Below are 21,722 nucleotides of genomic sequence, written 5' to 3'. Positions count from 1 at the left end.
AATGATGAAAAATATTGTTTTTCAGACGCTTGACCTTCGAAACTTCATGAACATCAGGCGTGTGGTGCATGGGAGTGACGAAAAATTCGCCTTGACCGAGTACAAACCACTGGATTTTCTAGATTTTCTTGACGATGCTAAAGAGCGGGGAAGCCGGAACTTCACGCCCCTTCATACTGGTCGACGGTTCGATAGGACAGAAGGCCAGAAAAAAAAAAGCCGCCCCGAAGAGCGGCTTTTCTCATGCCAATGGGATCAGCGGACGCTTCAGCGCACCCGCGGTCCGCCATAAGGCAGCGGCGGTGGCGGGCGGCGGGTGCCGCGCGGCAGCTGGGCCTGATAGGCGCGGCCGCAATGGTCGACACAATAAGGGAAGCCGGGGTTCACCTTGTCGCCGCAGAAGTGGAAATCCGGCTCGCCCGGATGACCGATCGGCCATTTGCAGATCTTCTCGTTGAGATCGAGCAGGCTGGTCTTGCCGGCGATCTCCGCGCTCGGCTTGGCCGGCACGAGGCGGCGCGGCGGCGCGGGCGGGATCGGCTGCTGCATCTCGCCGGGACCCTGACGCAGAAAGCCGCCGGGGCCGACCGAGACGATGCGGGGCTGCGGCGCCTTGGGGGCGACGGGCGCGTCATCGTCCGATGCCTGCGGCGCGGCGTTCTGCGAGGCGACGGGAGCGGGGCGGGGCTCGACAGGCGCGGTGGGCGCCTTGGGCTGCGGCCTGACGCGCGGCTCGTCGCTCGCGCCAGCCTCGATCTTGGGCGCGGCAGGCTTGCGCGCGGCCGGGGCCGCTGCCGGCTTGGGCGCGGCATCCGTCGCCTTCACCGGCGAGGGGCGGGCCTGCAGGCCGAGGCGATGCGCCTTGCCGATCACGGCGTTGCGGCTGACACCGCCAAGTTCATCGGCAATCTGGCTCGCGGTCATGCCGCGTTCCCACATCTGCCGCAGCTGCTCGATGCGTTCGTCTGTCCAGGACAAGAGTGCTTCCTTTATCTGAAGGGCCTCATATGGGCACGAGGCTCGAAAAGGTCAAATCCGGGCTGCGCAATCGGCAAGTTTTTCGGGCCATGACGCACCGTTAGCCGTTGCCGCCCTTGGTGCGAGGCGGTAGGGGCGGGGCATGGCCGACCAGAACATGGAGTCCTTCACACCGTCGCTGATCCGGCACGAGCCGGGCGTCGCGACGATCCACAGCATCAACTGGGCCGGGATGGGCGCGCTCTACATGAAGGAGGTGCGCCGCTTCATGAAGGTGCAGCTTCAGACCATCTGGGCGCCGGCACTCACCACCCTGCTGTTCCTGGTCATCTTCACGGTCGCGCTCGGGCGCGGTGGCCTCATGGTCATGGGCGTCAAGTTCGCCGATTTCGTGGCGCCGGGTCTGATCATCTCGGCGATGGTGCAGAACAGCTTCCAGAATTCGGCCTCCAGCCTGCTCCCCGCCAAGATCCAGGGGACGATCGTCGACTATCTGATGCCGCCCATCTCCGCCGGCGAGCTGCTCTTCGCGCTGGTCGCCTCCTCGGTGACGCGCTCGGTGTTCGTGGGCCTGGCGATCTGGGGCGCGATGCTGCTGTGGCCGGGCGTCCATGTCATGCCGCATCATCTCTGGGCGGTCGTCTGGTTTGGCATCACCGGACCGGCGGTGCTTGCGTTCATGGGCATCCTGACCGCGATCTGGGCCGACAAGTTCGATCATGCCGCCGCGATCGGCAATTTCATCGTGACGCCGCTCTCGTTGCTCTCCGGCACCTTCTATTCGATGGATCATGTCGCGCCGCTGTTCCGCACGATCAGCCACGCCAATCCCTTCTTCTACGCGATCTCGGGCTTCCGCTATGGCTTCCTCGCGGCATCGGACTCGCCGATCCTGCTCGGCGCGCTGGTGATGCTGGGGCTGAATGTCGTGCTCGGCGCGATCTGCTATGTCGCGATCCGGACGGGGTGGAAGATCAAGGCCTGAGGGAAGCCGGAGGCGCGCCTTTCCGGGGCGGCCATCTCATTCGATAAGCTCCCGACATTCGGGGCTGCTATGGGAATACCTCGCGGCCGTGGTGCACGGCCGAAACATCGTGGGGAGCGGACCTTCTGCCCGCCGCGCTATCGTATCATCACATAAACTAAATTGCCGATCATCCCCGCTACCCCGATCGTAAGCGCGGCGATGCCTGTCCAATAACGGATTGGCTGTTTGTCGCGATGGGCATCCCTTGGCCGCCAGACACTGCCTGAACCCACCACGCCGCGTCGCAAACAGTCTATTAGGAGCCAAAGCAGTAACCCGGTCACCAAGGCCCACATCGCCAGTATAAAAGCGAGATTTAGCACGGGACATCCTCACGGCATTTCCGCTGGAGCATCAGCGCAGTTACTGGATCACCTTATGATTTGGACGGTGTGCCCGCAATGTCGTCGTGTCCCGACCGTCCGCTTTTGGGCGATATCTCCGGATAGCCGCCCTCCCGAATTTGTCCACGGGTCCTAGACGCTCATGGCGGACCAGTACTGGTCTCGACTTCGCTCGATGCGAACCGAGAGGGTTAGCGAAGAGGACTCAGGGAGCGAATATTATCGCTCAATGCCAGCGGCTCGGATCCAACTCGTAGCTGCCGTCTTCCTGCTGCTCGAACAGGGCGTCGATCGCCGGATGGTCGATCGGGTCGCCGCTTTCATCGACCACCAGATTCTGCTGGCTGACATAAGCGACATAGCTCGATTCGCCATTGTCGGCGAAAAGATGATAGAAAGGCTGGTCGCGGGCCGGCCGGCTGGCGGCTGGAATCGCCTCGTACCAGTCCTCGCTGTTGGCGAAGACGGGGTCGATGTCGAACACCACGCCGCGAAAGCCGAACATGCGATGGCGCACCGTGTCGCCGATGCGGAAACGCGCGTGCGCGATCAGCGGCGCGGCGCCGGAAACGCCCTGGGGCGGCGCGGCCGGATCGGTGGAGGCGGGGATGGTCTTGGTGTTATGCGAACGGTCCATGTCCCATGATCTAATGCGCTTTTGGGCAAGCGCAAGATTTGCCTTCGCGGCGCTTGGCAAAGCGCGGATCATCCGCTAACAGCGCGCGCTCAGCATTTCTAAAGGCATGCCGGATATGACCACCCGGCGCGCGAAATGCCTCTGCGGAGAGGTGGCTGAGTGGTCGAAAGCACCGCACTCGAAATGCGGCGTGCCCTCACGGGTACCGTGGGTTCGAATCCCACCCTCTCCGCCACTACCTTCCTAAAATCAAGGACTTAAGCCTAAAATCAAAGACTTAAGGATTTTAGGGGCGTGCCATCACTGCTAGCGTACGCTGAAAAATGCGCTCCGACCGTTTCCAGCGGGGCGCTTGTGTCTCTCAGTTTAAATATCAGGCGAACCTGACGGCGGCCTTGCGCCGACGCATCGCTGCACCTGCCAGCGCGAAGCCGCTGATCATCATGGCCCAGGTCGCGGGTTCGGGGACGTAGGCGGCTATGACTGGGCCGAACCCTCCATAGTTCGGCCAATACCTTGCCGGTCCACTGACAGAAAAATAGCCCGACACTAATTTGCCTGCGCCAAGATTGGAAAGGTCGGCATTCAGCGGGATACTGAACCCGAGACTCATGTCGAAAATTCCGACCAGACCATAATATTCAGGGATATAGTTGATCAAAAGCTGCCCCCCAGAAGCCTCGAATCGAACGCATTCGAAGCAACTTCCGGGCACAAAGTTCGCGGAATCTGTCGGAAAACCACTAACGCTCATGTGTAAATAATCATCTCCTGCGAAGGAAATGTGATAAACTCCAAGATGCGTCCATTCTGGATTATCGACTGGCGAAGGTTTAACGACCCGCGTCAAATCGACGAATGTTTCTAGCCTATGAGCCTGTGATGACGTTCCGCCAAGGATCAGCAGCGCTATGATAAGGATCTTTTGCATCTGATCATCTCCCACCAATGACACTTGCGACGATGCGCATGCTTTGGTGAGTCGGAAAATGGATTTCTGTTTCGAAATGAAACAAGCGACGCCTCGCCCGTTTCCAGCGGGAGCGCTGTGGTGGGTCAGTCGTTGCTCGAGGCGCCGGTGATCGGCACCGAGATGGCGACAGAGGCCGCATCCGGATGATCGTCGGATGTTGCGTGACCACCCTCTCTGCCACTTTGTCAGCACGGGAGCGCTCATGCCTCCCTTTTCATGGCCACCGTGGGAGCGGAGAACTCAAGCGGCTCGGCGACAAACAGGCGATCTCGCCCCCGCGGCTGCTCAATGTGAAATGCCGGGCGCCCTAACGCACGGCATCTGCCGCGACAGGCAGGCGTCGCCGTGATATATTCCCGCCGGACAAAGTGGGAGAGTGTCATGCGGAACTGGATTTGGGGGCTGGCGGCTGCCGGCGCCCTCGCAACGGCCGCGCCGGCATCGGCGATGGACGATGTATTCGTCGAGAATTTCGATACGCTCGCGCCGGGGACGACGGGTTTCGTTGTCGACGCGTTTGGCGATGGGATCTTTCTTATCCACATCTCGGGCGGCGAAGTGATCGTCGCCACGCCGAGCGACCCGGCGAAGTCTGGCACGCAGGTCTATCGAGGGACGGCCATCGAATTTCATGTCGAGGATCCCTATAATATTTCATGGCCGGCTGTCGGCGCCTTCTTCACCAACAGCGCCGACGTCGCGGTGACGCTCTGGGGCTATGATTATGGCGCTTCCCGGGAAGTCGAGATATTCTGGGGGATGATTCCGGCCGGCGGGACGAATGCCTATTTCAGCGCGGACAATCCGGCCATCTTCACCCGCGGCCTGTTCGTGTCGCAGGTTCCGTTCAGCATCGATGATTTCACCTTCGGCCTCGAAGGCGTGCTGCCCGGCATTCCCGAGCCCGCGAGCTGGGCGCTGATGATCGCCGGAATGGCGCTGGCGGGGGCTGGCTTGCGTCGCCGCAGACCCGTCGCATTCCGGGTCTCAGCGGCCATGTGAGGCGGCAGGCGGAGGCCTCATCGATCCCATATTGGGACAGTTGAGCCGGGCAGGGCGAGATCAGGCCGTCGCGACGAGACGCCGCCGCCAGCTCCCGTAGCGGAACCAGAGGGTGCACAGGATCAGCGCGCCGACATTGGCGATGGCATAGCTCCACCAGACGCCGAGGATGCCGAGCGGGGTCGCGAAGGCGATGACGTAGGCGGCCGGCATCTGGAACACCCACTGCATGACGATCGAGATGGTCATGCTGTGGCGCGTGCTGCCCGCGCCCCGGAACGCGCCGAGCAGGGCCTGTGGCGCGGCGAGGATGCCAAGGAACGGGAAATAGGCATAAGCGAAATCGGAGGCGCTGGAGACGACGGCGGGTTCGCCCGGCGCCAGCGCGCGCATGATCGCGGGCACGAAGGGCAGGTGGGCGAGGCCGATCGCGGTCATGCCGAGAAAGGCCACCCAGGCGGCGAGGCGCGCGGCTTCCTCCGCCCGCGCGGTGAGACCGGCGCCGATATTCTGGCCGACCACGGCGGCGGTCGCGATCGACAGGCCGATCATCGGCGTGAACCAGAAGAAGAGCGGCCGGCAGCCGACGCCATAGGCGGCCAGCCCGAGCGTGCCGAAGCTGGCCGCCAGCGACATGAGCAACAAGGAGCTGAAGGTGCGGATGCCCTGCTCGATCGAGGCGGGGAGGCCGAGGCTGCCGGCGAGGCGGATATGCGCCCAGTCCGGGCGGAAATGATGCCAGCGCAGATGCAGCGTCGAGTGGCCCGAAAGCAGGTGATGCAAGATGATGACCAGCGCACCGAGCTGGACGATCAGCGTCGCGAGCGCCGCGCCGATGACCCCGAGCTGCGGGAAGGGGCCGAGGCCGAAGATGAGGAACGGATCCAGCGCGGCGTTGGCGAAGATCATGCTGATCTGCACCCGCATCGCGAAGCGCACCTCGCCGACCGACTGGAGCATGGCCTGCATCGCCATCAGGCCGAAGGTCGGCACCATGCTGAGATAGCGCACATTGAGATAGGATTGGGCGAGATCATGGATGCGCGGCTCGACGCCGATGAGATCGAGCGTGGTCGAGGCGAGGCTCATGCCCAGCGCCATGAAGCCGAGCGCCATCAGCGCGACCATGAGCAGGGTCTGCGCGGCGACATGATCGAGCATGTCGAACCGTTTGGCGCCCGCGTTCTGCGCGATCAGCACGGCGCCGGCGGTCGACAGTCCCGAGCCGAGCGAGATGAGCACGCCGAACAGGGGGCCACCGGCGGCGATGGCGGCGATGGCCGCTTCGCCCAGGCGCCCGACCCAGAAGGCGTTGACGATGTCGAAGCTCGACTGGACGAGATTGGTGATGGTGATCGGCAGCGCGACGCGCAGCAGGACGCCGAGCAGCGGTCCCTGCGTCATCGCCACGCCTTTTATGCGGCTCGCCATGTCGCGATCCCCCCTCCGGCCCTGCGCATAGGCAAGAGGAGCGGGTGAGGGAAGGGTGATGTGGCCTTTTAGGGGAGCAGCGCCGAGACGATCGCCTCGAAACCGTGGAAGTCGTCGATCATGGCGTCGGCATCGGGCAGGAGCGGCTGCATCCCGGTTCGCCGCAGGACGAAGGGCACGCCCGCTTCACGCGCGGCGCGCTGATCGGCCGGCGCATCGCCAACGAACAGGCATCGGCCCGGATGATCGCGCGCGATCCGGCGCAGCGCCTCGTGCTTGGGCGTCGTGCCGTCGAAGATGGCGGTGACGCAGGCCAGCAGATCGTGATGGGCGAGAATATGGCGGATCTCCGCTTCCGGCGCGGCGGAGCAGATGAAGAAGCTGTATCGTCCCGCCCGCAGCAACGCCGCGACGCCGGGCACGAGCGGGACGCCGGTCAGCGCGGTTTGGAGCCGCGCCGCATAGTCGGCGAGCAGATCGGCAAGCGTCGGCTCGACCGGCGCGCCCGGCGTGATCTGCCCGAGCAACGCGCGCATCTTCTCGCGCCGGGGCACGCCGAAATGTGCCTCATTATAGCGGCGGACGCGCGCTTCCCAATCCGGCCAGCGATTCGCGAACACAGCGACGAACGCGTCGGACTTGCCTTGCGTCGACTCGATGACGACGCCGTCCAGATCGAGCGCGATGGCGATCCGGCCGGTCGCCACGGATAGGTTCAGCGGCCCTTCCAGATCGCCGGGCGCTTCTCGATGAAGGCGGCCATGCCTTCCGCCTTGTCCTCGGATGAGAAGAGGATCTGGAACAGCCGCCGCTCGCTGACCAGCGCCTGCGAGAGCGGCGCCTCGAAGGCGAGATTGACCAGCTCCTTGTTGGCGATCGCGGCCATGGGCGGCATGGCGGCGATCTTCTGCGCGGTCTTGAGCGCCTCGTCGACCAGATCGGCGGCGGCCACGACGCGCGCGACCAGCCCGGCCTGCTCGGCTTCCTGCGCGCCCATCATGCGGCCGGTGAGGCACATCTCCATCGCCTTGGCCTTGCCGATGGCGCGGGTGAGGCGCTGCGATCCGCCCATGCCCGGCGCGACGCCCAGCGTGATCTCGGGCTGGCCGAACTTCGCCGTGTCGGCGGCGATGATGAAATCGGCCATCATCGCGAGCTCACAGCCGCCGCCGAGCGCGAAGCCGGCGACCGCGGCGATCCAGGGCTTGCGCGTCGCGCAGATCCGCGTCGTCCATTCCGAGTAGAGCTCGCGCAGATACATGTCGGCGGCGGACTTGTCGGCCATCTCCTTGATGTCCGCGCCCGCCGCGAACGCCTTTTCGCTGCCGGTGAGGACGAGGCAGTGCTGGCTCTCGTCGGCGTCATAGGCGGCGAACAGCGCGATGAGGTCGGCCAGTACCTGGCTGTTGAGCGCATTGAGCGCCTGCGGGCGATTGAGCGTCACCAGCGTGACGGCGCCGCGCTGCTCCACCAGGATCGTCTCATAGCTCATGATCATCTGCTCCTTGCCTCGCCGATCGCCTCGCTAGCCGATCGGCGGCGCCCTTGCAGCTTCAAATCATGCAATCCCGCCTCAATAGCGGTCGGGCACCTGGCCGTGAATGTCCCAGCTGTAACTGTCCTTGGGGTAGGGCAGCATGGTCGCGGTCCAGTCGGCATGGGCCTTCTTCATGGCCTCGAACCGGGCCGACTCGCGCTTGGAGAGGTCGGCGCGCTCATGCGCGTCCTCCACGATGTTGAAGAGGTGCTCGTAGGCGCCGAGGCGCAGATATTTCCAGTCGCCGTCGCGATGCGCGGCCTGATTGTTCGCTTTGTACATCCAGAACAGTTTGCGAGGCACGCTCGGCGCACCGAACAGGTGAGGCAGGATGTCCATCCCGTCGGTCGGTGCGGTGAAGGCGGCCGGGGCGCCGGCTGCCGCGAGGAAGGTGGGCATCCAGTCCATCGAGATCGCCACCTGATCGCACTGGCTTCCCGGCTTGATGCGGCCGGGCCAGCGGATCAGCGCCGGCACGCGCAGGCCGCCTTCCAGCAGTTCGCCCTTCATGCCGGTGAACGGCCAGACATTGGAGAAGCGCTCGCCGCCATTGTCGCTCGTGAAGACCACGATCGTGTCTTCCATCTGGCCGGTGTCGGCGAGCGCCTGCAGCACCTTGCCGACATTGACGTCGAGCGAGGTCAGCATCTTCTGGAAGGTGGCGATGCTGCCGCCGTCATGATGCATGATATTGGAGAGCGCCTCGGCGACCTTCATGTCCTCCGGGCCTTCCCAGGGCCAGTGCGGCGCGGTGAAATGCAGGCTGAGGAACAGCGGCGCGTCATCCGTCTTTGCTTCGCGTATCTCGCGCACGGCGCGATCGCCCAGCTCGTCGGTCAGGTAGCGATGAGAGGCCAGAATCTGATCGCCGTCGCGCAGGGCCGCGCTGCCGTCCTTGGGCTGGATGAAATAGTCTTTCCCGCCCGCATACAGGCCGAAGAACCGGTCGTAGCCGCTCTTCAGCGGGCCGAAGCGCGGACCGTCGCCCATATGCCATTTGCCGACCAGCACGGTGCGATAGCCAAGCTGCTTCATGTAGCGCGGCATGGTGGGCACGCTCGGCTCCAGGCCGATCTTGTCGGAATTCGCGGCCAGCGGCTCTTCCTGGCCGATGCGCAGGCGGTTCTGGTAGCGGCCGGTGATCAGGCCGACGCGGGTCGCAGTGCACACGCAGCTATTGGCATAGGCCTGTGTCAGGCGCAGCCCCTCGGCGGCGATCCGGTCGATGTTCGGCGTGTCATAGGCTTTGCCGGTGCAACCGAGATCGCCGTACCCCATGTCGTCGGCCATGATGTAGAGGATGTTCGGCTGTCGCGGCGCCTTCCCGGTCATGTCAGCCGAGAGCGCCTCTCCGGACATCAGCGCCGCTCCCGCGCCCAGGGCTCCGCCCAGGACACCACGTCTCGTGATCGGCATGGTCGACATCCTCCTCGTGCTCTTGCGGCATAAAATATGAATATAGTTTCACATATGCTAGAGCGGCTTTGCCGCGTTGGCAAGATTGCGCATCAAGGACCTCCGCCGCGCAGGATGGCAATGACGCAAACCCGCCGATAAGGAAGGCCCATGACGTCGCGTTTCGACCTGGACATCCCGCAACCGAAGCAATCGCGCAGCCTGCAGACGCAGCAGTCGCTGATCGACGCGGGCTGGGCGATCCTGCGCGACACGCCGTGGGAAGCGGTCTCGGTCGCGATGATCGCCAGGCAAGCGGGGCGATCGGTCGGCATCTTCTACCAGCGCTTCGGCAGCAAGGACGAGTTTCTGACGGTGCTGATCAAGCTCTGGCTTGCTGCGGGCCATGCGCGCCTTGAGGTCGCGCGCCCGGCGTCGACGCCGCTGGCCGTGATCGATCACAATCTCGAGAGCTTGTATGAGCGGATCCGGTCCCATCGCTACTTCTGGCGCGCCGCCCTGCAACGGGCGATGGACGATCCGCAGAGCTGGGAGCCTTTCAGACAACTGCTCGCAGCCATTCGCCAGAAATTTGCGGAGGAATTGGGAGCGAGCCGGGCAAGGCCGCTCGACTCCTCGGAGCGTCACCGGCTCGACCTTGCCGTTCAGGTGTTCAACAGCGTGCTCAACAATGCGCTGCTCAACGATCCCGGCCCGTTGCGGATCGACCAGGCCGCGTTCCTGCCGACGCTCAAGCGGATATTCCTGACCGTGGCGGCGCTCGATCTCGCGTGACTTCTCGTCACCCCGGCGAAAGCCGGGGTCTCAGGCGGGAGGCGCTTCGTGCCGGCATGAGATCCCAGCTTTCGCCGGATGACGGAACAGGGGCGGGAATCCCCGTCAGAGGATATATTTGCTGAGATCGGTATTCTTGGCGATGCTTGAGAGCTGCCGGTCGACATAGGCCGCGTCGATGCGGATCGTCTCGCCGGCGCGCGTGTCGGCCTCGAAGCTCACATCCTCCAGCAGCTTCTCCATCACCGTCTGCAAGCGGCGCGCGCCGATATTCTCGACCTGCTCGTTCACGCCGGCGGCGATCTTCGCGATCGCGCGGATGCCGTCCGGCTCCAGGCTGATCGTGACGCCCTCGGTCGCCAGCAGCGCGGCATATTGCTCGGGCAGCGAGGCCTTGGTGTCGGAGAGGATCGCGACGAAATCCTCCTCGGTCAGGCCCTTGAGCTCGACGCGGATCGGCAGGCGGCCCTGCAGCTCGGGCAGCAGGTCGCTCGGCTTGGCGACGTGGAAGGCGCCACTCGCGATGAACAGGATATGGTCGGTCTTGAGCGGGCCGTATTTGGTGGCGACGGTGGTGCCCTCGATCAGCGGCAGGAGATCACGCTGGACGCCCTCGCGGCTGACCGATCCGCCGCGCACGTCGCTGACCGCGATCTTGTCGATCTCGTCGAGGAAGACGATGCCGTTCTGCTCGGCCGCGGCAATGGCGACGCGCGCGACATCGTCCGGGTCGAGACGTTTATCCTGTTCTTCCTCGACAAGTTTATCCCACGCATCCGCAACACGCATCTTGCGCCGTTTCTTCTGCTGGCCGCCCATTGCCTTGGCCATCATGTCGGAGAGGTTGATCATGCCGATATTGCCGCCCATGCCGGGGATTTCCATCGGCGCGGAGGGGCTGTCGGCGACTTCGACCTCGACCTCGACATCGTTCATCTGGCTGGCTTCGATCTTCTGGCGGAAGGAGAGGCGGGTCGCCTCGCTGGCTTCCTTGCCGGTCAACGCATCGAGCAGCCGGCCCATCGCCGCCTCAGACGCCGCGCCTCGCACTGCCTCGCGCCGGCGCTCGCGCTCCAGGCGGACGGACTCCTCGACGAGATCGCGCACGATCTGCTCGACGTCGCGGCCGACATAGCCGACCTCGGTGAACTTGGTCGCCTCGACCTTGATGAAGGGCGCGTCGGCGAGCTTGGCGAGGCGGCGGCTGATCTCGGTCTTGCCGCAGCCGGTCGGCCCGATCATCAGAATGTTCTTGGGCGTCACCTCGTCGCGCAGATCGGGCGAGAGCTTCTGGCGGCGCCAGCGGTTGCGCAGGGCGACGGCGACGGCGCGCTTGGCATCGGCCTGGCCGATAATGTGCGCATCGAGCGCCGCGACAATGGCTTTGGGGGTGAGTGCGTCGTTCATTTTCTACTCCCCCCTCCCTTTCAAGGGAGGGGTAGGGGGTGGGTGTGACCGCGCCAGCGGTCAGTTGTTTAGGGGGACAGGTTGCCGAGCGCTTCGCGCCACCCACCCCAACCCCTCCCTTGAAAGGGAGGGGTTAAGTCAGGGTCAGGTCGTGCTGTCCAGGGTCTCGATGGTCAGGCTGTCATTGGTATAGACACAGATCTCCGCCGCGATGCTCATGGCCTTGCGCGCCAGAGTCTCAGCGTCCTTCTCGTAATCCATAAGCGCACGTGCGGCGGAGAGCGCGTAATTGCCGCCCGATCCAATCGCTGCGATGCCATTGACCGGCTCCAGCACATCGCCATTGCCGGTGAGGATCAAAGTCGTTTCCTTGTCGGCGACGATCATCATCGCTTCAAGATTGCGCAGATATTTGTCCGTCCGCCAGTCCTTGGCGAGCTCGACGGCGGCGCGCATGAGATGGCCGTTGTGGCGCTCCAGTTTGCCCTCGAGGCGCTCGAACAGGGTGAAAGCATCGGCCGTGGCGCCGGCAAAGCCGCCGATGACGCTGCCATCATGCAGGCGGCGTACCTTGCGGGCATTGGGTTTCATGACGGTCTGCCCCATCGAGACCTGGCCATCGCCGATGACGACGACCTTGCCGGAGGAGCGGACGGAGAGGATGGTGGTGCCGTGCCAGACCGGCATGGCGTGATGGTCTTGAGCGGTCATGGTCCGCCATATGGGTTGGAGCCGTCGTCGGCGCAAGCAGGCGCGGAGGCATGTCAAACATCGGCGCACAGGGCAGGGTTCTCGAAACCACGGGACAGCGCGAAACAGGCTTGCGGCTTGACAGCGCGGCCCACTCTCGTCAAAGCGCTCGCCTCCGCGACACTGATCGCCGGGCGCGTAGCTCAGTGGTAGAGCACACCCTTCACACGGGTGGGGTCGTAGGTTCAATCCCTACCGCGCCCACCATCTCCGCACAGCACCGCCGCTCGCGCCATCGTTGCGCCCCGCGCCGGGCAGTGCCATCACTGGAGCAGCAAACTTTCCAGGTTTTCGTGAGGCTTCCATGCGTCATCCGCCTGTTTCCCTCGCGCAGCGTCTGGTAGCGGCCGCCGGGCGAAAGCGAGCAATGCTCGCGGAGGTTCTGGCGGAAAATAAGAGCTTTGGTCCGGGAATCTCGAAATGATGGGAAGCGGGTGATCGGCAAAGGTGGCATGAGTCAGGCCTATGATGCGGTCATCATCGGCGGGGGCCATAACGGGCTGGCCTGTGCCTTCTATCTGGCGCGGGCGGGTCTCTCGGTGCGCATCCTGGAGCGGCGGGACGTGGTAGGCGGCGCGGCGGTCACGGAGGAATTCCATCCCGGCTTCCGCAACTCGGTGGCGAGCTATACGGTCAGCCTGCTGCAGCCGAAGGTGATCGCCGACATGGGGCTGATCGCGCGCGGCTATCGCGTGATCGAGCGGCCGATCTCCAACTTCCTGCCGCAGGAGGATGGCGGTTTCCTCAAGCTCGGCGGCGGGCTGGCGCGGACGCAGGCCGAGTTCCGAAAATTCTCTGCGGCGGATGCCGAGGCGCTGCCGGCCTATTACGCCATGCTCGATGCCGTGGCGGACGTGCTGCGCGACATGGCGCTGCGGACGCCGCCCAATGCCGGTGGCGGCTATGGCGCATTGATCGACGCGGCGATGCAAGGGCGACGGTTCGCCAAGCTGGGTCTGGCGCAGCAGCGTGACATGCTCGACCTTTTCACGAAATCGGCGCGCGATTTCCTGGATGGCTGGTTCGAGAGCGAGGCGGTCAAGGCTGCGTTCGGCTTCGATGCGGTGGTCGGCAACTATGTCTCGCCCGATACGCCAGGCAGCGCCTATGTGCTGCTCCACCATGTCTTCGGCGAGGTGAACGGCAAGAAAGGCGCCTGGGGCCACAGCGTCGGCGGGATGGGCCGGATCACACAACTGATGGCAGAGGCTTGCCGCGAGGTCGGCGTCGAGATCAGCCTGGAGCGCGCGGTGGCGCGGGTTTTGGTTGATGGCGACAAGGTGGCCGGGGTGCGGCTCGAAAGCGGCGAGGAGATCGCGGCCAGGCGGGTGATCGGCAATGTCGGGCCGGTGCTGCTCTATAATCGCCTGATGGATGCGTCGGACCTTCCGGCGGATTTCGCGCGGCGCATGAAGGGCTTCAAGGCCGGATCCGGCACGTTCCGGATGAACGTCGCGCTGTCCGATCTGCCGCGCTTCACCGCGTTGCCCGAGCCGGGCGAGCATCATCGCAGCGGGATCATCCTGGCGCCGACGCTGGACTATATGGACCGTGCCTTCAGCGATGCACGGGCGCATGGCTGGTCGAAGCGGCCGATCGTCGAGATGCTGATCCCCTCGACGGTGGACGACAGCCTCGCGCCGCTGGGGCGGCATGTGGCCAGCCTGTTCTGCCAGCAGTTCGCGCCGGTGCTGCCGGATGGCCGGAGCTGGGACGATCCGGCCGAGGAGCAAGGGGCGATCGATGCGATCTTCGAGACGATCGAGCATTTCGCGCCAGGCTTCCGGACGACGGTGCTGGGCCACAGCGCGCTCTCACCGCTCGGGCTGGAGCGCAAGTTCGGCCTGGCCGGCGGCGACATCATGCATGGCCACATGTCGCTCGATCAGCTCTGGGCGGCCCGGCCAGTGCTGGGTAACGGCAACTATCGCGGGCCGGTGCGCGGCCTCTATATGTGCGGGGCAGGCACCCATCCGGGCGGCGGCGTGACCGGCGCGCCAGGCCACAACTGCGCGCGCGAGGTGCTGCGCGACGGCAATTCGGGGAGATGGCCGAAGCCGCTCTGATCAGGGCGCGCGATGCCGTTTGGGGACCAGGCGTCCAACTCGCCGTCAGCGCAACGCGTTGAGGCGCAATGAAGCCCGGAACAAGGTCAGGGCGGCGCAGCACGGGCGCCGGCGGCTAATGGGCCATGTTGGCCATGTTTTCCATATGGTCGCCCGCGGCCGCATTGCCGGCCGCGGCGTTCGCGGCACTGCCGTCGGGCTTCTGCACAACGGCATCGGCGAGGATGCGATCGCCATTGGAGAAGATGAAGGTGAAGCTGATCTTGCCATCGGCCACGGTCTGCGCGTTGACGCCCCAGAGCATGATATGCTTGCCGCCCGGCGCGAACTTGACCGTCTTGCCGGCGGGAATGTCGACGCTGTCGACGGGCTTCATCGAGGCCATGCCGCCCTGCGTCATGCTCTCGTGGATTTCGAGGCGCACGGCCTCGTCGGTCGTCACGCCACGCAGGACGACCGGATCGCCGCCGCCATGAATCGTGAAATAAGCGGCGGACGGTGCCTGCGGATTGGCGTTGAGGCGGACATATCCCCCGTCGACGTAAAGCGGCGGCGGACCGCTGCAGCCGGTCATGATCAACAGCGTCGCCATCGCGGCGATCGACAAACAGGCCCTGCGCATTCCGCTCTCCATTCGCCTTGTCCCGAAATCGTCCGCTTCTCTATGCGCGGCGATGACTTGTGCCAAGCGAAAGCCGCCCTATATCCGCCAGCGAAACGACGTAACCCGCGTCGGCGCGCAGCGCGGCCGGGAGCGTGAACCGCTGATTCAATTTGGGGTAAAAGAGGACACACATGGCCAAGGTTATCGGTATCGATCTCGGGACGACCAACAGCTGCGTCGCCGTCATGGATGGTGGCAAGCCGAAAGTGATCGAAAATGCGGAAGGCGCCCGCACCACGCCCTCCATCGTCGCATTCGCCAAGGATGGCGAGCGCCTGATCGGACAGCCCGCCAAGCGGCAGGCCGTCACCAATCCGGACAATACCATCTATGCGGTGAAGCGCCTGATCGGCCGCCGCTTCGAGGATCCGACGACCAAGAAGGACATGGAGCTCGTCCCTTATTCGATCGTCAAGGGCGGCAATGGTGACGCCTGGGTCAAGGCCGGCGGCACCGACTATTCGCCCTCGCAGATTTCCGCCTTCATCCTGCAGAAGATGAAGGAAACCGCCGAGGCGTATCTTGGTGAGACGGTCACGCAGGCGGTCATCACCGTCCCGGCCTACTTCAACGACGCCCAGCGCCAGGCGACCAAGGACGCCGGCCAGGTCGCGGGCCTCGAAGTGCTGCGCATCATCAACGAGCCGACCGCGGCCGCGCTGGCCTATGGCCTGGAGAAGCAGGACGGCAAGACTATCGCCGTCTATGACCTTGGCGGCGGCACCTTCGACATCTCGATCCTCGAGATTGGCGATGGCGTGTTCGAAGTGAAGTCGACCAATGGCGACACCTTCCTGGGCGGCGAGGATTTCGACGCCAAGGTCGTCAACTTCCTGGCTGATGAGTTCAAGAAGGTCGAGGGCATCGACCTCACCAAGGACAAGCTCGCGCTGCAGCGCCTCAAGGAAGCAGCCGAGAAGGCCAAGATCGAGCTGAGCTCGGCGCAGACCACGGAAGTCAACCTGCCCTTCATCACCGCGGACCAGAACGGCCCGAAGCATCTCGTCAAGACGATCACCCGCTCGGATCTCGAGCGTCTGGTCGAGGACCTGATCAAGCGCACGCTCGATCCCTGCAAGAAGGCGCTGGCCGATGCCGGTGTTTCATCGAGTGAGATCAGCGAAGTCGTGCTCGTCGGCGGCATGACCCGCATGCCGCGCGTCCGCGAGGTCGTGAAAGAGTTCTTCGGCAAGGAGCCGCACACGGGTGTCAACCCGGATGAGGTTGTCGCCATGGGCGCGGCCATCCAGGCCGGCGTGCTGCAGGGCGACGTCAAGGACGTGCTGCTGCTCGACGTGACCCCGCTGTCGCTAGGCATCGAGACGCTGGGCGGCGTGTTCACCCGCATGATCGATCGCAACACGACCATCCCCGCCAAGAAGAGCCAGGTCTATTCGACCGCCGAGGACAATCAGCAGGCGGTGACGATCCGCGTGTTCCAGGGCGAGCGCGAGATGGCGGCGGACAACAAGCTGCTCGGCCAGTTCGATCTGGTCGGCATCCCGCCGGCGCCGCGCGGCGTGCCGCAGATCGAGGTCACCTTCGACATCGACGCCAACGGCATCGTCTCAGTCCATGCCAAGGACAAGGGCACCGGCAAGGAGCAGCAGATCAAGATCCAGGCGTCGGGCGGTCTCAGCGAGTCCGACATCGAGCAGATGGTCAAGGATGCCGAGCGCTTCGCCGAAGAGGACAAGAAGCGGCGTGAGGGTGCCGAGGCCAAGAACAATGCCGAGAGTCTCGTCCACACCACCGAACGGCAGCTTGCCGAGCATGGTGACAAGGTCGATGCGAGCCTGAAGGGCGAGATCGAGACCGCCGTCGCGGCGACCAAGAGCGCGATCGAGGGCGGCGATGTCGAGGATATGAAGGCCAAGACGCAGGAACTGGCTCAGGTCTCGATGAAGCTCGGCCAGGCCATCTACGAGAAGGAGCAGGCCGCTGCCGCCTCCCCGGGCGCGGAAGGCGCTGCCGGGACAGCCAATGACGATGTCGTCGACGCGGAATTTTCCGAAGTCGACGAGGACAACAAGGGCTGATGATCAATGATCGGACCCGGCCGGCGAACTCATAAGCTGGCCGGGCCGACCTACGGGGCTGCTGCGGGGCAATGAGTAGCGAAATCGATTATTATGAACTGCTGGAAGTCGAGCGGACCGCCGACGCCAGCACCATCAAGAGCAGCTATCGCAAGCTGGCGATGCAATTCCATCCGGACCGTAATCCGGGCTGTCAGGAAAGCGAAGCCAAGTTCAAGGCGATCGGCGAGGCCTATGAGTGCCTCAAGGATCCCCAGAAGCGCGCGGCCTATGACCGGTTCGGCCACGCCGCCTTCCAGCAGGGCGGCATGGGCGGTGGCGGCGGCGCGGGCGGCGGCTTCGGCGACTTCAGCGACATTTTCGATACGATCTTCGGCGGCGGCTTCGGTGGCCAGCGCCAGCAGACGCGGCGCGGCGCGGACCTGCGCTACGACCTCGAAATCAGCCTGGAAGACGCCTTTCATGGCAGCGACACGACGATCAAGATCGACGTCTCTACGTCGTGCGAGGCGTGTGACGGCAGCGGCGCGGAGCCTGGCACCAGCGCCGAGACTTGCCCGACCTGCTCGGGCCACGGCAAGGTGCGCGCGCAGCAGGGCTTCTTCGTTATCGAGCGGACCTGCCCGAGCTGTCATGGCGCGGGGCAGCGCATCAAGTCGCCGTGCCGCTCGTGCCGCGGCGAGGGCCGGGTCGACAAGGAGCGGGCGCTCGACGTCAATATCCCGGCCGGTGTCGACGAGGGCACGCGCATCCGTCTGGCAGGGCAGGGCGAGGCCGGGCCGCGCGGCGCGCCGGCGGGCGATCTCTACATCTTCCTGCATGTGAAGCGGCACCCGATCTTCGAGCGCGAGGGCAGCAATCTTTTCTGCCGCGTGCCGATCAGCTTCACGCTGGCCGCGCTCGGCGGCACGATCACCGTGCCGGGGCTCGACGGCATCGAGCATGAGATCAAGATTCCGAGCGGCATCCAGTCCGGCAAGCAGCTGCGCCAGCGCGGCGCGGGCATGCCGGTGCTCAACAGCCGGGGCCATGGCGATCTCGTCACCCAGATCGAGGTCGAGACGCCCACCAGGCTGACCGCGCGCCAGAAGGAACTGCTGGAGGAGTTCCGCGAGACCGAGACGGGCGAGGAATGTCCGGAATCGAGCGGCTTCTTCGGAAAGCTCAAGGGGATGTTCGGCTGATCCGAGCGAATGTCCGGTCTCGGTCGTCACGCCCAAGCGAAAAGCGAGATCTCATTCGCACGAGACCCAAGCTTTCGCCAGGGTGACGAGAGTCATTTCGGTAGCACGATCCGCGCGCCGTCCTCGGCGTCGCTGGCGACCAGATCGGCGATCGCGCGACCCACGACATCGGGCGTCTTGAGCGTCGCCGGATCCTCGCCCGGATAGGCCCGCGCGCGCATCGTCGTGCGGGTTGCGCCGGGATCGACGATATGAGTGCGGATCGCCGAAATCTTGCTGACTTCCTTTCCATAGGCCGCGACCAGCACGTCGAGCGCCGCCTTGGACGCGCCGTAAGCGCCCCAGTAAGCACGTGGATTGGTGGCCGCGACGCCGGTCGACAGCGCGATCACGCGGGCGTCCTTGCTAGCGCGCAGCATCGGATCGAACGCCGCGATCAACGCCTGGGGCGCGGCGACGTTCAAGGTGAGCTGGCGGGCGAATTCCTTGACGTCGATCGCCGGCACCGCCGCCAGCGTGCCCAGCGTCGCCGCGTTCAACACGAGGATATCGAGCGCTTGCCAGCGTCCGCCCACAGCCTGGGCGAGGCGGCCGATGCTCTCGCCATCGGTCAGGTCAAGCGGCGCGATGGTTGCGCTGCCGCCGGCGGCGTGGATTGCTTCCTCGACCGCTTCGAGATCGGGTACCGAACGGGCGACCAGCACGACATGGGCGCCGTCGGCCGCGAGGGCATGGGCAGTAGCGGCGCCGATTCCGCGACTGGCGCCCGTCACGATGGCGAGCCGGCCGGCGAGGGGGCGTTTATCCTGGTCTGTGTCGGTCATGGGTCGCGTTTCTTCCAGCTGGAGCGGTAGCATTCAGGTCAGCGCCGTCTCTAGGCGCTGGTGTCGAGCGAAGTCGAGGCAGGTTGGCACAGCGCATGACGTGTCTCGACATCGCTCGACACGAACGGAAGTCGAAACCGGGCACGGGTTGCTGTTAGACGACGCGCTCGTGCAGCAGTTCGAGCTGGTTGATCTCGGCCATGTCGTCGAAATCGGTGAGGGTGGTGGGATAGTCGCCGGTGAAGCAGGCATCGCAATATTGCGGGCTGTCATCGTCGCGCATGGTCTCGCCGATCGCGCGATAGAGGCCGTCGATCGAGACGAAAGCCAGGCTGTCGGCGTGGATATAGGCAGCCATCTGCGCCACATCCATCTTGTGGGCGAGCAGCTTGCCGCGCTCGGGCGTGTCGACGCCGTAGAAGCAGCTATGCCGGGTCGGCGGACTGGCGATGCGCATATGCACTTCCTTCGCGCCTGCCTCGCGCATCATCTGCACGATCTTGAGGCTGGTGGTGCCACGCACGATCGAATCGTCGATCAGCACGATCTTCTTGCCGTCGATCAGTGCGCGATTGGCGTTATGCTTCAGCTTGACGCCGAGATGGCGGACCTTGTCGCCGGGCTGGATGAAAGTGCGGCCGATATAGTGCGAGCGGATGATGCCGAGCTCGAAGGGAATGCCCGACTGTTGCGAATAGCCGATCGCCGCTGGCACGCCGCTGTCCGGCACCGGAATGACCAGATCGGCCTCGACCGGGCTCTCGAGCGCGAGCTGCGCGCCGATACCCTTGCGCACTGCATAGACGCTGTTCCCGTCGAGCACGGAATCGGGCCGCGAGAAATAGACATGCTCGAAGATGCAGGGGCGCGGGCGCACCGACTCGCCGAAGGGGCGGTGGGAGCGAATCTCGCAGCCCTGCGTGACGACGATCAGTTCGCCGGGCTCGACAGAGCGGATATATTCGGCGCCGACCACGTCGAAGGCGACCGTCTCGGACGCAAAGATGATCGCATCACCCAGGCGGCCCATTACGAGCGGACGGATGCCGAGCGGATCGCGGCACGCGATCATGCCCTCGGGCGTCAGGCAGATCAGCGAATAGGCGCCTTCGACCTGCTTCAGCGCGTCGATGAAGCGGTCGAGGAGGGTGCGGTAGCGCGAGCGGGCGAGAAGATGGATGATAACTTCCGTGTCACTGGTCGACTGGAAGATCGCGCCTTCGCGCACCAGGCGGCGGCGCAGATTGGTGGCGTTGGAGATATTGCCGTTATGCGAGATGGCGAAGCCGCCCGAGCTGAGATCGGCATAGAGCGGCTGCACGTTGCGCAACGCCGTCTCGCCCGTCGTCGAATAACGGACATGGCCGCAGGCGATGTCGCCGGCGAGCTGGCGGATGATCTCGTCATTGTCGAAATTGCCCGCCACATGGCCCATCGCCCGGTGGGTATGGAATTCCTCCCCATCCCAACTGGTGATTCCCGCGGCTTCCTGACCGCGGTGCTGGAGAGCATGCAGCCCCAGCGCGACCATGGCGGAGGCGGTCTCGGCGCCGTAAACGCCGAATATGCCGCACTCTTCGCGCAGCTTGTCATCATCGAATGGATGGGTGGTCAGCATGGCTCTCTCAAAGTGGCCAGCGAGGCGATTCTCGCCACGCCGCGATCCTCGTTGGCCCGCCATATAGGGACCGATTGCAGCTTTGTCGCCCCATTGTCGCAAAAAATACATTGATAGGTATTTCTTGGCCGGTCTGTACGAGATCAACGCACTGGTCACTCATCCAACGGCGCTCTAAAGGGACGCGATGCACGCTTTCGCGAACCCGCGCCGATTCCTCGCCATTGCCGTGCCCGTGACGCCCTGGTGCTTCTGGAGCGGTGTCCTGCTGATCGTGGCGGGATGCTGGGCGGGTCTGTTCATCGCCCCGGCAGATTATCTGCAGGGCGACAGCTTCCGCATCCTCTATATCCATGTGCCGGCCGCGTGGCTCGGCATGGGTGGTTGGAGCGGGCTCACCATCGCCGCGGTCATGCAGCTTGTCTGGCGGCATCCGCTCGCCGCCGTGGCGGGACGAGCGATCGCGACGCCGGGCGCCGTGTTCACGGCGCTGTGCCTCTCCACCGGATCGATCTGGGGCCGCCCGACCTGGGGCACCTGGTGGGAATGGGACGGGCGCATGACCTCCATGCTGCTCATGCTGTTCCTCTATATCGGCTATATCGCGCTGGCTCGCTCCAGCGCCGATCGCGGCGAGGCGGGCGGGGTCAGCCGGGTGACGGCGATCTTCGCGCTGATCGGCGCGCTCAACCTGCCGGTCATCCACTATTCGGTCGAGTGGTGGAACAGCCTGCACCAGGGATCGAGCATCGGCCTCTCGGGCAGCAAGATCGCCGGCTCGATGCTCTGGCCGCTGGGCCTCACCGTGCTCGGCTTCACGTTCTGGTTCACCGCCATCGTGCTGCTGCGGATGCGCGCCATCCTCGCCGAGAATCGCATCGAGGCGCGCCTCGCCCGGATGTCGCGAGGCTGATCGGCATGGCGCCCTGGCCCTTTGTTATTGCCGCTTACGGCCTTACCTTCATCGCGACGCTGGCGACGAGCCTGTGGGCCTGGCGCAGCGCACGGCAAGCCGAAGCGCGCGCCGACCAGCTGACGAGGCGCGACTGAG

At 64.7% G+C, this 21,722-nt stretch carries 20 protein-coding genes, 2 tRNA genes and 1 pseudogene; 11 read left to right on the top strand and 12 right to left on the bottom strand.

What is annotated here, in order from left to right; all coding sequences use genetic code 11:
* Position 1: 1 nt before the first annotated feature.
* Entirely contained in the window at positions 2 to 292 is a 291-nt protein-coding gene (locus KK488_RS02415) for a hypothetical protein (protein ID WP_214621514.1), read from the top strand.
* Here KK488_RS02415 and KK488_RS02410 read toward each other — a convergent pair.
* The gene (locus KK488_RS02410; RefSeq protein ID WP_214621513.1) at positions 268 to 978 is read right to left on the bottom strand and encodes a GcrA family cell cycle regulator; all 711 of its coding nucleotides are present in this window, start codon (positions 976 to 978) and stop codon (positions 268 to 270) included. The genes KK488_RS02415 and KK488_RS02410 overlap by 25 nt on opposite strands.
* 142 nt (positions 979 to 1,120) lie before the next feature.
* On the opposite strand from KK488_RS02410, the gene KK488_RS02405 reads away from it, so the two are divergent.
* Complete coding sequence (locus KK488_RS02405; RefSeq protein WP_214621512.1) at positions 1,121 to 1,963, top strand: ABC transporter permease; 843 nt, start codon at positions 1,121 to 1,123, stop codon at positions 1,961 to 1,963.
* Between the two features lie 612 nt (positions 1,964 to 2,575).
* Here the strand turns inward: KK488_RS02405 and hspQ are convergent.
* On the bottom strand, positions 2,576 to 2,986 hold the full coding sequence (gene hspQ / locus KK488_RS02400; protein WP_214621511.1) for a heat shock protein HspQ: 411 nt from the start codon (positions 2,984 to 2,986) through the stop codon (positions 2,576 to 2,578).
* Between the two features lie 145 nt (positions 2,987 to 3,131).
* Between hspQ and KK488_RS02395 the strand changes: the two genes are divergently transcribed.
* Positions 3,132 to 3,221, top strand: a tRNA-Ser gene (locus KK488_RS02395).
* A gap of 138 nt (positions 3,222 to 3,359) precedes the next feature.
* On the opposite strand, the gene KK488_RS02390 is transcribed toward KK488_RS02395, so the two are convergent.
* Entirely contained in the window at positions 3,360 to 3,917 is a 558-nt protein-coding gene (locus KK488_RS02390; protein WP_214621510.1) for a PEPxxWA-CTERM sorting domain-containing protein, read from the bottom strand.
* Positions 3,918 to 4,832: 915 nt separating this feature from the next.
* On the opposite strand from KK488_RS02390, the pseudogene KK488_RS21765 reads away from it, so the two are divergent.
* A pseudogene (locus tag KK488_RS21765) lies at positions 4,833 to 4,961 on the top strand (PEPxxWA-CTERM sorting domain-containing protein); the annotation flags it as partial.
* A gap of 60 nt (positions 4,962 to 5,021) precedes the next feature.
* Here the strand turns inward: KK488_RS21765 and KK488_RS02380 are convergent.
* The 4 genes from KK488_RS02380 to KK488_RS02365 form a co-directional block, all read right to left on the bottom strand.
* Positions 5,022 to 6,392 (bottom strand): MATE family efflux transporter, encoded by a 1,371-nt coding sequence (locus tag KK488_RS02380; RefSeq protein WP_214621509.1) that lies wholly within the window; start codon positions 6,390 to 6,392, stop codon positions 5,022 to 5,024.
* Between the two features lie 68 nt (positions 6,393 to 6,460).
* Positions 6,461 to 7,099 carry an HAD family hydrolase gene (locus tag KK488_RS02375; RefSeq protein ID WP_214621508.1) on the bottom strand — a complete coding sequence of 213 codons (639 nt, stop codon included), beginning with the start codon at positions 7,097 to 7,099 and terminating at the stop codon, positions 6,461 to 6,463.
* Between the two features lie 8 nt (positions 7,100 to 7,107).
* Positions 7,108 to 7,884: an enoyl-CoA hydratase-related protein gene (locus KK488_RS02370; RefSeq protein ID WP_214621507.1), complete on the bottom strand. Its 777-nt coding sequence runs from the start codon at positions 7,882 to 7,884 to the stop codon at positions 7,108 to 7,110.
* Between the two features lie 81 nt (positions 7,885 to 7,965).
* Positions 7,966 to 9,345: a sulfatase family protein gene (locus tag KK488_RS02365; protein ID WP_214621506.1), complete on the bottom strand. Its 1,380-nt coding sequence runs from the start codon at positions 9,343 to 9,345 to the stop codon at positions 7,966 to 7,968.
* Positions 9,346 to 9,495: 150 nt separating this feature from the next.
* Between KK488_RS02365 and KK488_RS02360 the strand changes: the two genes are divergently transcribed.
* A complete protein-coding gene (locus tag KK488_RS02360; protein ID WP_214621505.1) occupies positions 9,496 to 10,119 on the top strand; it encodes a TetR/AcrR family transcriptional regulator in 624 nt (207 codons plus the stop codon).
* A 105-nt stretch (positions 10,120 to 10,224) separates the two neighbouring features.
* On the opposite strand, the gene hslU is transcribed toward KK488_RS02360, so the two are convergent.
* Together hslU and hslV are read right to left on the bottom strand one after the other, a co-directional pair.
* On the bottom strand, positions 10,225 to 11,526 hold the full coding sequence (hslU, locus tag KK488_RS02355; RefSeq protein WP_214621504.1) for an ATP-dependent protease ATPase subunit HslU: 1,302 nt from the start codon (positions 11,524 to 11,526) through the stop codon (positions 10,225 to 10,227).
* A gap of 144 nt (positions 11,527 to 11,670) precedes the next feature.
* A complete protein-coding gene (hslV, locus tag KK488_RS02350) occupies positions 11,671 to 12,213 on the bottom strand; it encodes an ATP-dependent protease subunit HslV (protein ID WP_214621627.1) in 543 nt (180 codons plus the stop codon).
* Between the two features lie 195 nt (positions 12,214 to 12,408).
* On the opposite strand from hslV, the gene KK488_RS02345 reads away from it, so the two are divergent.
* A tRNA-Val gene (locus KK488_RS02345) sits at positions 12,409 to 12,483 on the top strand.
* Between the two features lie 245 nt (positions 12,484 to 12,728).
* Positions 12,729 to 14,342 carry a phytoene desaturase family protein gene (locus KK488_RS02340; RefSeq protein WP_214621503.1) on the top strand — a complete coding sequence of 538 codons (1,614 nt, stop codon included), beginning with the start codon at positions 12,729 to 12,731 and terminating at the stop codon, positions 14,340 to 14,342.
* Positions 14,343 to 14,457: 115 nt separating this feature from the next.
* On the opposite strand, the gene KK488_RS02335 is transcribed toward KK488_RS02340, so the two are convergent.
* Positions 14,458 to 14,964 carry a copper chaperone PCu(A)C gene (locus tag KK488_RS02335; protein WP_214621502.1) on the bottom strand — a complete coding sequence of 169 codons (507 nt, stop codon included), beginning with the start codon at positions 14,962 to 14,964 and terminating at the stop codon, positions 14,458 to 14,460.
* A gap of 173 nt (positions 14,965 to 15,137) precedes the next feature.
* On the opposite strand from KK488_RS02335, the gene dnaK reads away from it, so the two are divergent.
* The gene (gene dnaK, locus KK488_RS02330; RefSeq protein ID WP_214621501.1) at positions 15,138 to 17,045 is read left to right on the top strand and encodes a molecular chaperone DnaK; all 1,908 of its coding nucleotides are present in this window, start codon (positions 15,138 to 15,140) and stop codon (positions 17,043 to 17,045) included.
* A 71-nt stretch (positions 17,046 to 17,116) separates the two neighbouring features.
* Positions 17,117 to 18,229, top strand: a complete 1,113-nt coding sequence (gene dnaJ, locus KK488_RS02325; protein WP_214621500.1) for a molecular chaperone DnaJ — start codon at positions 17,117 to 17,119, stop codon at positions 18,227 to 18,229.
* A 92-nt stretch (positions 18,230 to 18,321) separates the two neighbouring features.
* Here dnaJ and KK488_RS02320 read toward each other — a convergent pair whose 3' ends face one another.
* Positions 18,322 to 19,053, bottom strand: a complete 732-nt coding sequence (locus KK488_RS02320) for an SDR family NAD(P)-dependent oxidoreductase (RefSeq protein ID WP_214621499.1) — start codon at positions 19,051 to 19,053, stop codon at positions 18,322 to 18,324.
* A gap of 154 nt (positions 19,054 to 19,207) precedes the next feature.
* Positions 19,208 to 20,671: an amidophosphoribosyltransferase gene (gene purF / locus KK488_RS02315; protein WP_214621498.1), complete on the bottom strand. Its 1,464-nt coding sequence runs from the start codon at positions 20,669 to 20,671 to the stop codon at positions 19,208 to 19,210.
* Positions 20,672 to 20,858: 187 nt separating this feature from the next.
* Here purF and ccmC point away from each other — a divergent pair, with 187 nt between their 5' ends.
* The gene (gene ccmC / locus KK488_RS02310; RefSeq protein WP_214621497.1) at positions 20,859 to 21,584 is read left to right on the top strand and encodes a heme ABC transporter permease CcmC; all 726 of its coding nucleotides are present in this window, start codon (positions 20,859 to 20,861) and stop codon (positions 21,582 to 21,584) included.
* Positions 21,585 to 21,589: 5 nt separating this feature from the next.
* Positions 21,590 to 21,721 carry a heme exporter protein CcmD gene (locus KK488_RS02305; RefSeq protein ID WP_214621496.1) on the top strand — a complete coding sequence of 44 codons (132 nt, stop codon included), beginning with the start codon at positions 21,590 to 21,592 and terminating at the stop codon, positions 21,719 to 21,721.
* Position 21,722: the final 1 nt, after the last annotated feature.

Origin of the sequence: Sphingobium nicotianae, from assembly GCF_018603885.1 — a bacterium.
Lineage (GTDB): Bacteria > Pseudomonadota > Alphaproteobacteria > Sphingomonadales > Sphingomonadaceae > Sphingobium > Sphingobium nicotianae.
The sequence above is the reverse complement of the archived record's forward strand: the minus strand, read 5'-3'. Positions and strand labels throughout refer to the sequence as shown.

What these genes read in the sequence shown, in the direction of transcription:
- hspQ (WP_214621511.1), bottom strand. Translation starts at nt 2,986, where the DNA reads ATGGACCGTTCGCATAACACCAAGACCATCCCCGCCTCCACCGATCCG.
- KK488_RS02365 (WP_214621506.1), bottom strand. Translation starts at nt 9,345, where the DNA reads ATGCCGATCACGAGACGTGGTGTCCTGGGCGGAGCCCTGGGCGCGGGA.
- KK488_RS02370 (WP_214621507.1), bottom strand. Translation starts at nt 7,884, where the DNA reads ATGAGCTATGAGACGATCCTGGTGGAGCAGCGCGGCGCCGTCACGCTG.
- hslV (WP_214621627.1), bottom strand. Translation starts at nt 12,213, where the DNA reads ATGCCGGTCTGGCACGGCACCACCATCCTCTCCGTCCGCTCCTCCGGC.
- KK488_RS02415 (WP_214621514.1), top strand. Translation starts at nt 2, where the DNA reads ATGATGAAAAATATTGTTTTTCAGACGCTTGACCTTCGAAACTTCATG.
- KK488_RS02335 (WP_214621502.1), bottom strand. Translation starts at nt 14,964, where the DNA reads ATGCGCAGGGCCTGTTTGTCGATCGCCGCGATGGCGACGCTGTTGATC.
- KK488_RS02320 (WP_214621499.1), bottom strand. Translation starts at nt 19,053, where the DNA reads ATGACCGACACAGACCAGGATAAACGCCCCCTCGCCGGCCGGCTCGCC.
- KK488_RS02305 (WP_214621496.1), top strand. Translation starts at nt 21,590, where the DNA reads ATGGCGCCCTGGCCCTTTGTTATTGCCGCTTACGGCCTTACCTTCATC.
- KK488_RS02380 (WP_214621509.1), bottom strand. Translation starts at nt 6,392, where the DNA reads ATGGCGAGCCGCATAAAAGGCGTGGCGATGACGCAGGGACCGCTGCTC.
- KK488_RS02390 (WP_214621510.1), bottom strand. Translation starts at nt 3,917, where the DNA reads ATGCAAAAGATCCTTATCATAGCGCTGCTGATCCTTGGCGGAACGTCA.
- KK488_RS02360 (WP_214621505.1), top strand. Translation starts at nt 9,496, where the DNA reads ATGACGTCGCGTTTCGACCTGGACATCCCGCAACCGAAGCAATCGCGC.
- hslU (WP_214621504.1), bottom strand. Translation starts at nt 11,526, where the DNA reads ATGAACGACGCACTCACCCCCAAAGCCATTGTCGCGGCGCTCGATGCG.
- ccmC (WP_214621497.1), top strand. Translation starts at nt 20,859, where the DNA reads ATGCACGCTTTCGCGAACCCGCGCCGATTCCTCGCCATTGCCGTGCCC.
- dnaJ (WP_214621500.1), top strand. Translation starts at nt 17,117, where the DNA reads ATGAGTAGCGAAATCGATTATTATGAACTGCTGGAAGTCGAGCGGACC.
- KK488_RS02405 (WP_214621512.1), top strand. Translation starts at nt 1,121, where the DNA reads ATGGCCGACCAGAACATGGAGTCCTTCACACCGTCGCTGATCCGGCAC.
- dnaK (WP_214621501.1), top strand. Translation starts at nt 15,138, where the DNA reads ATGGCCAAGGTTATCGGTATCGATCTCGGGACGACCAACAGCTGCGTC.
- KK488_RS02340 (WP_214621503.1), top strand. Translation starts at nt 12,729, where the DNA reads ATGAGTCAGGCCTATGATGCGGTCATCATCGGCGGGGGCCATAACGGG.
- purF (WP_214621498.1), bottom strand. Translation starts at nt 20,671, where the DNA reads ATGCTGACCACCCATCCATTCGATGATGACAAGCTGCGCGAAGAGTGC.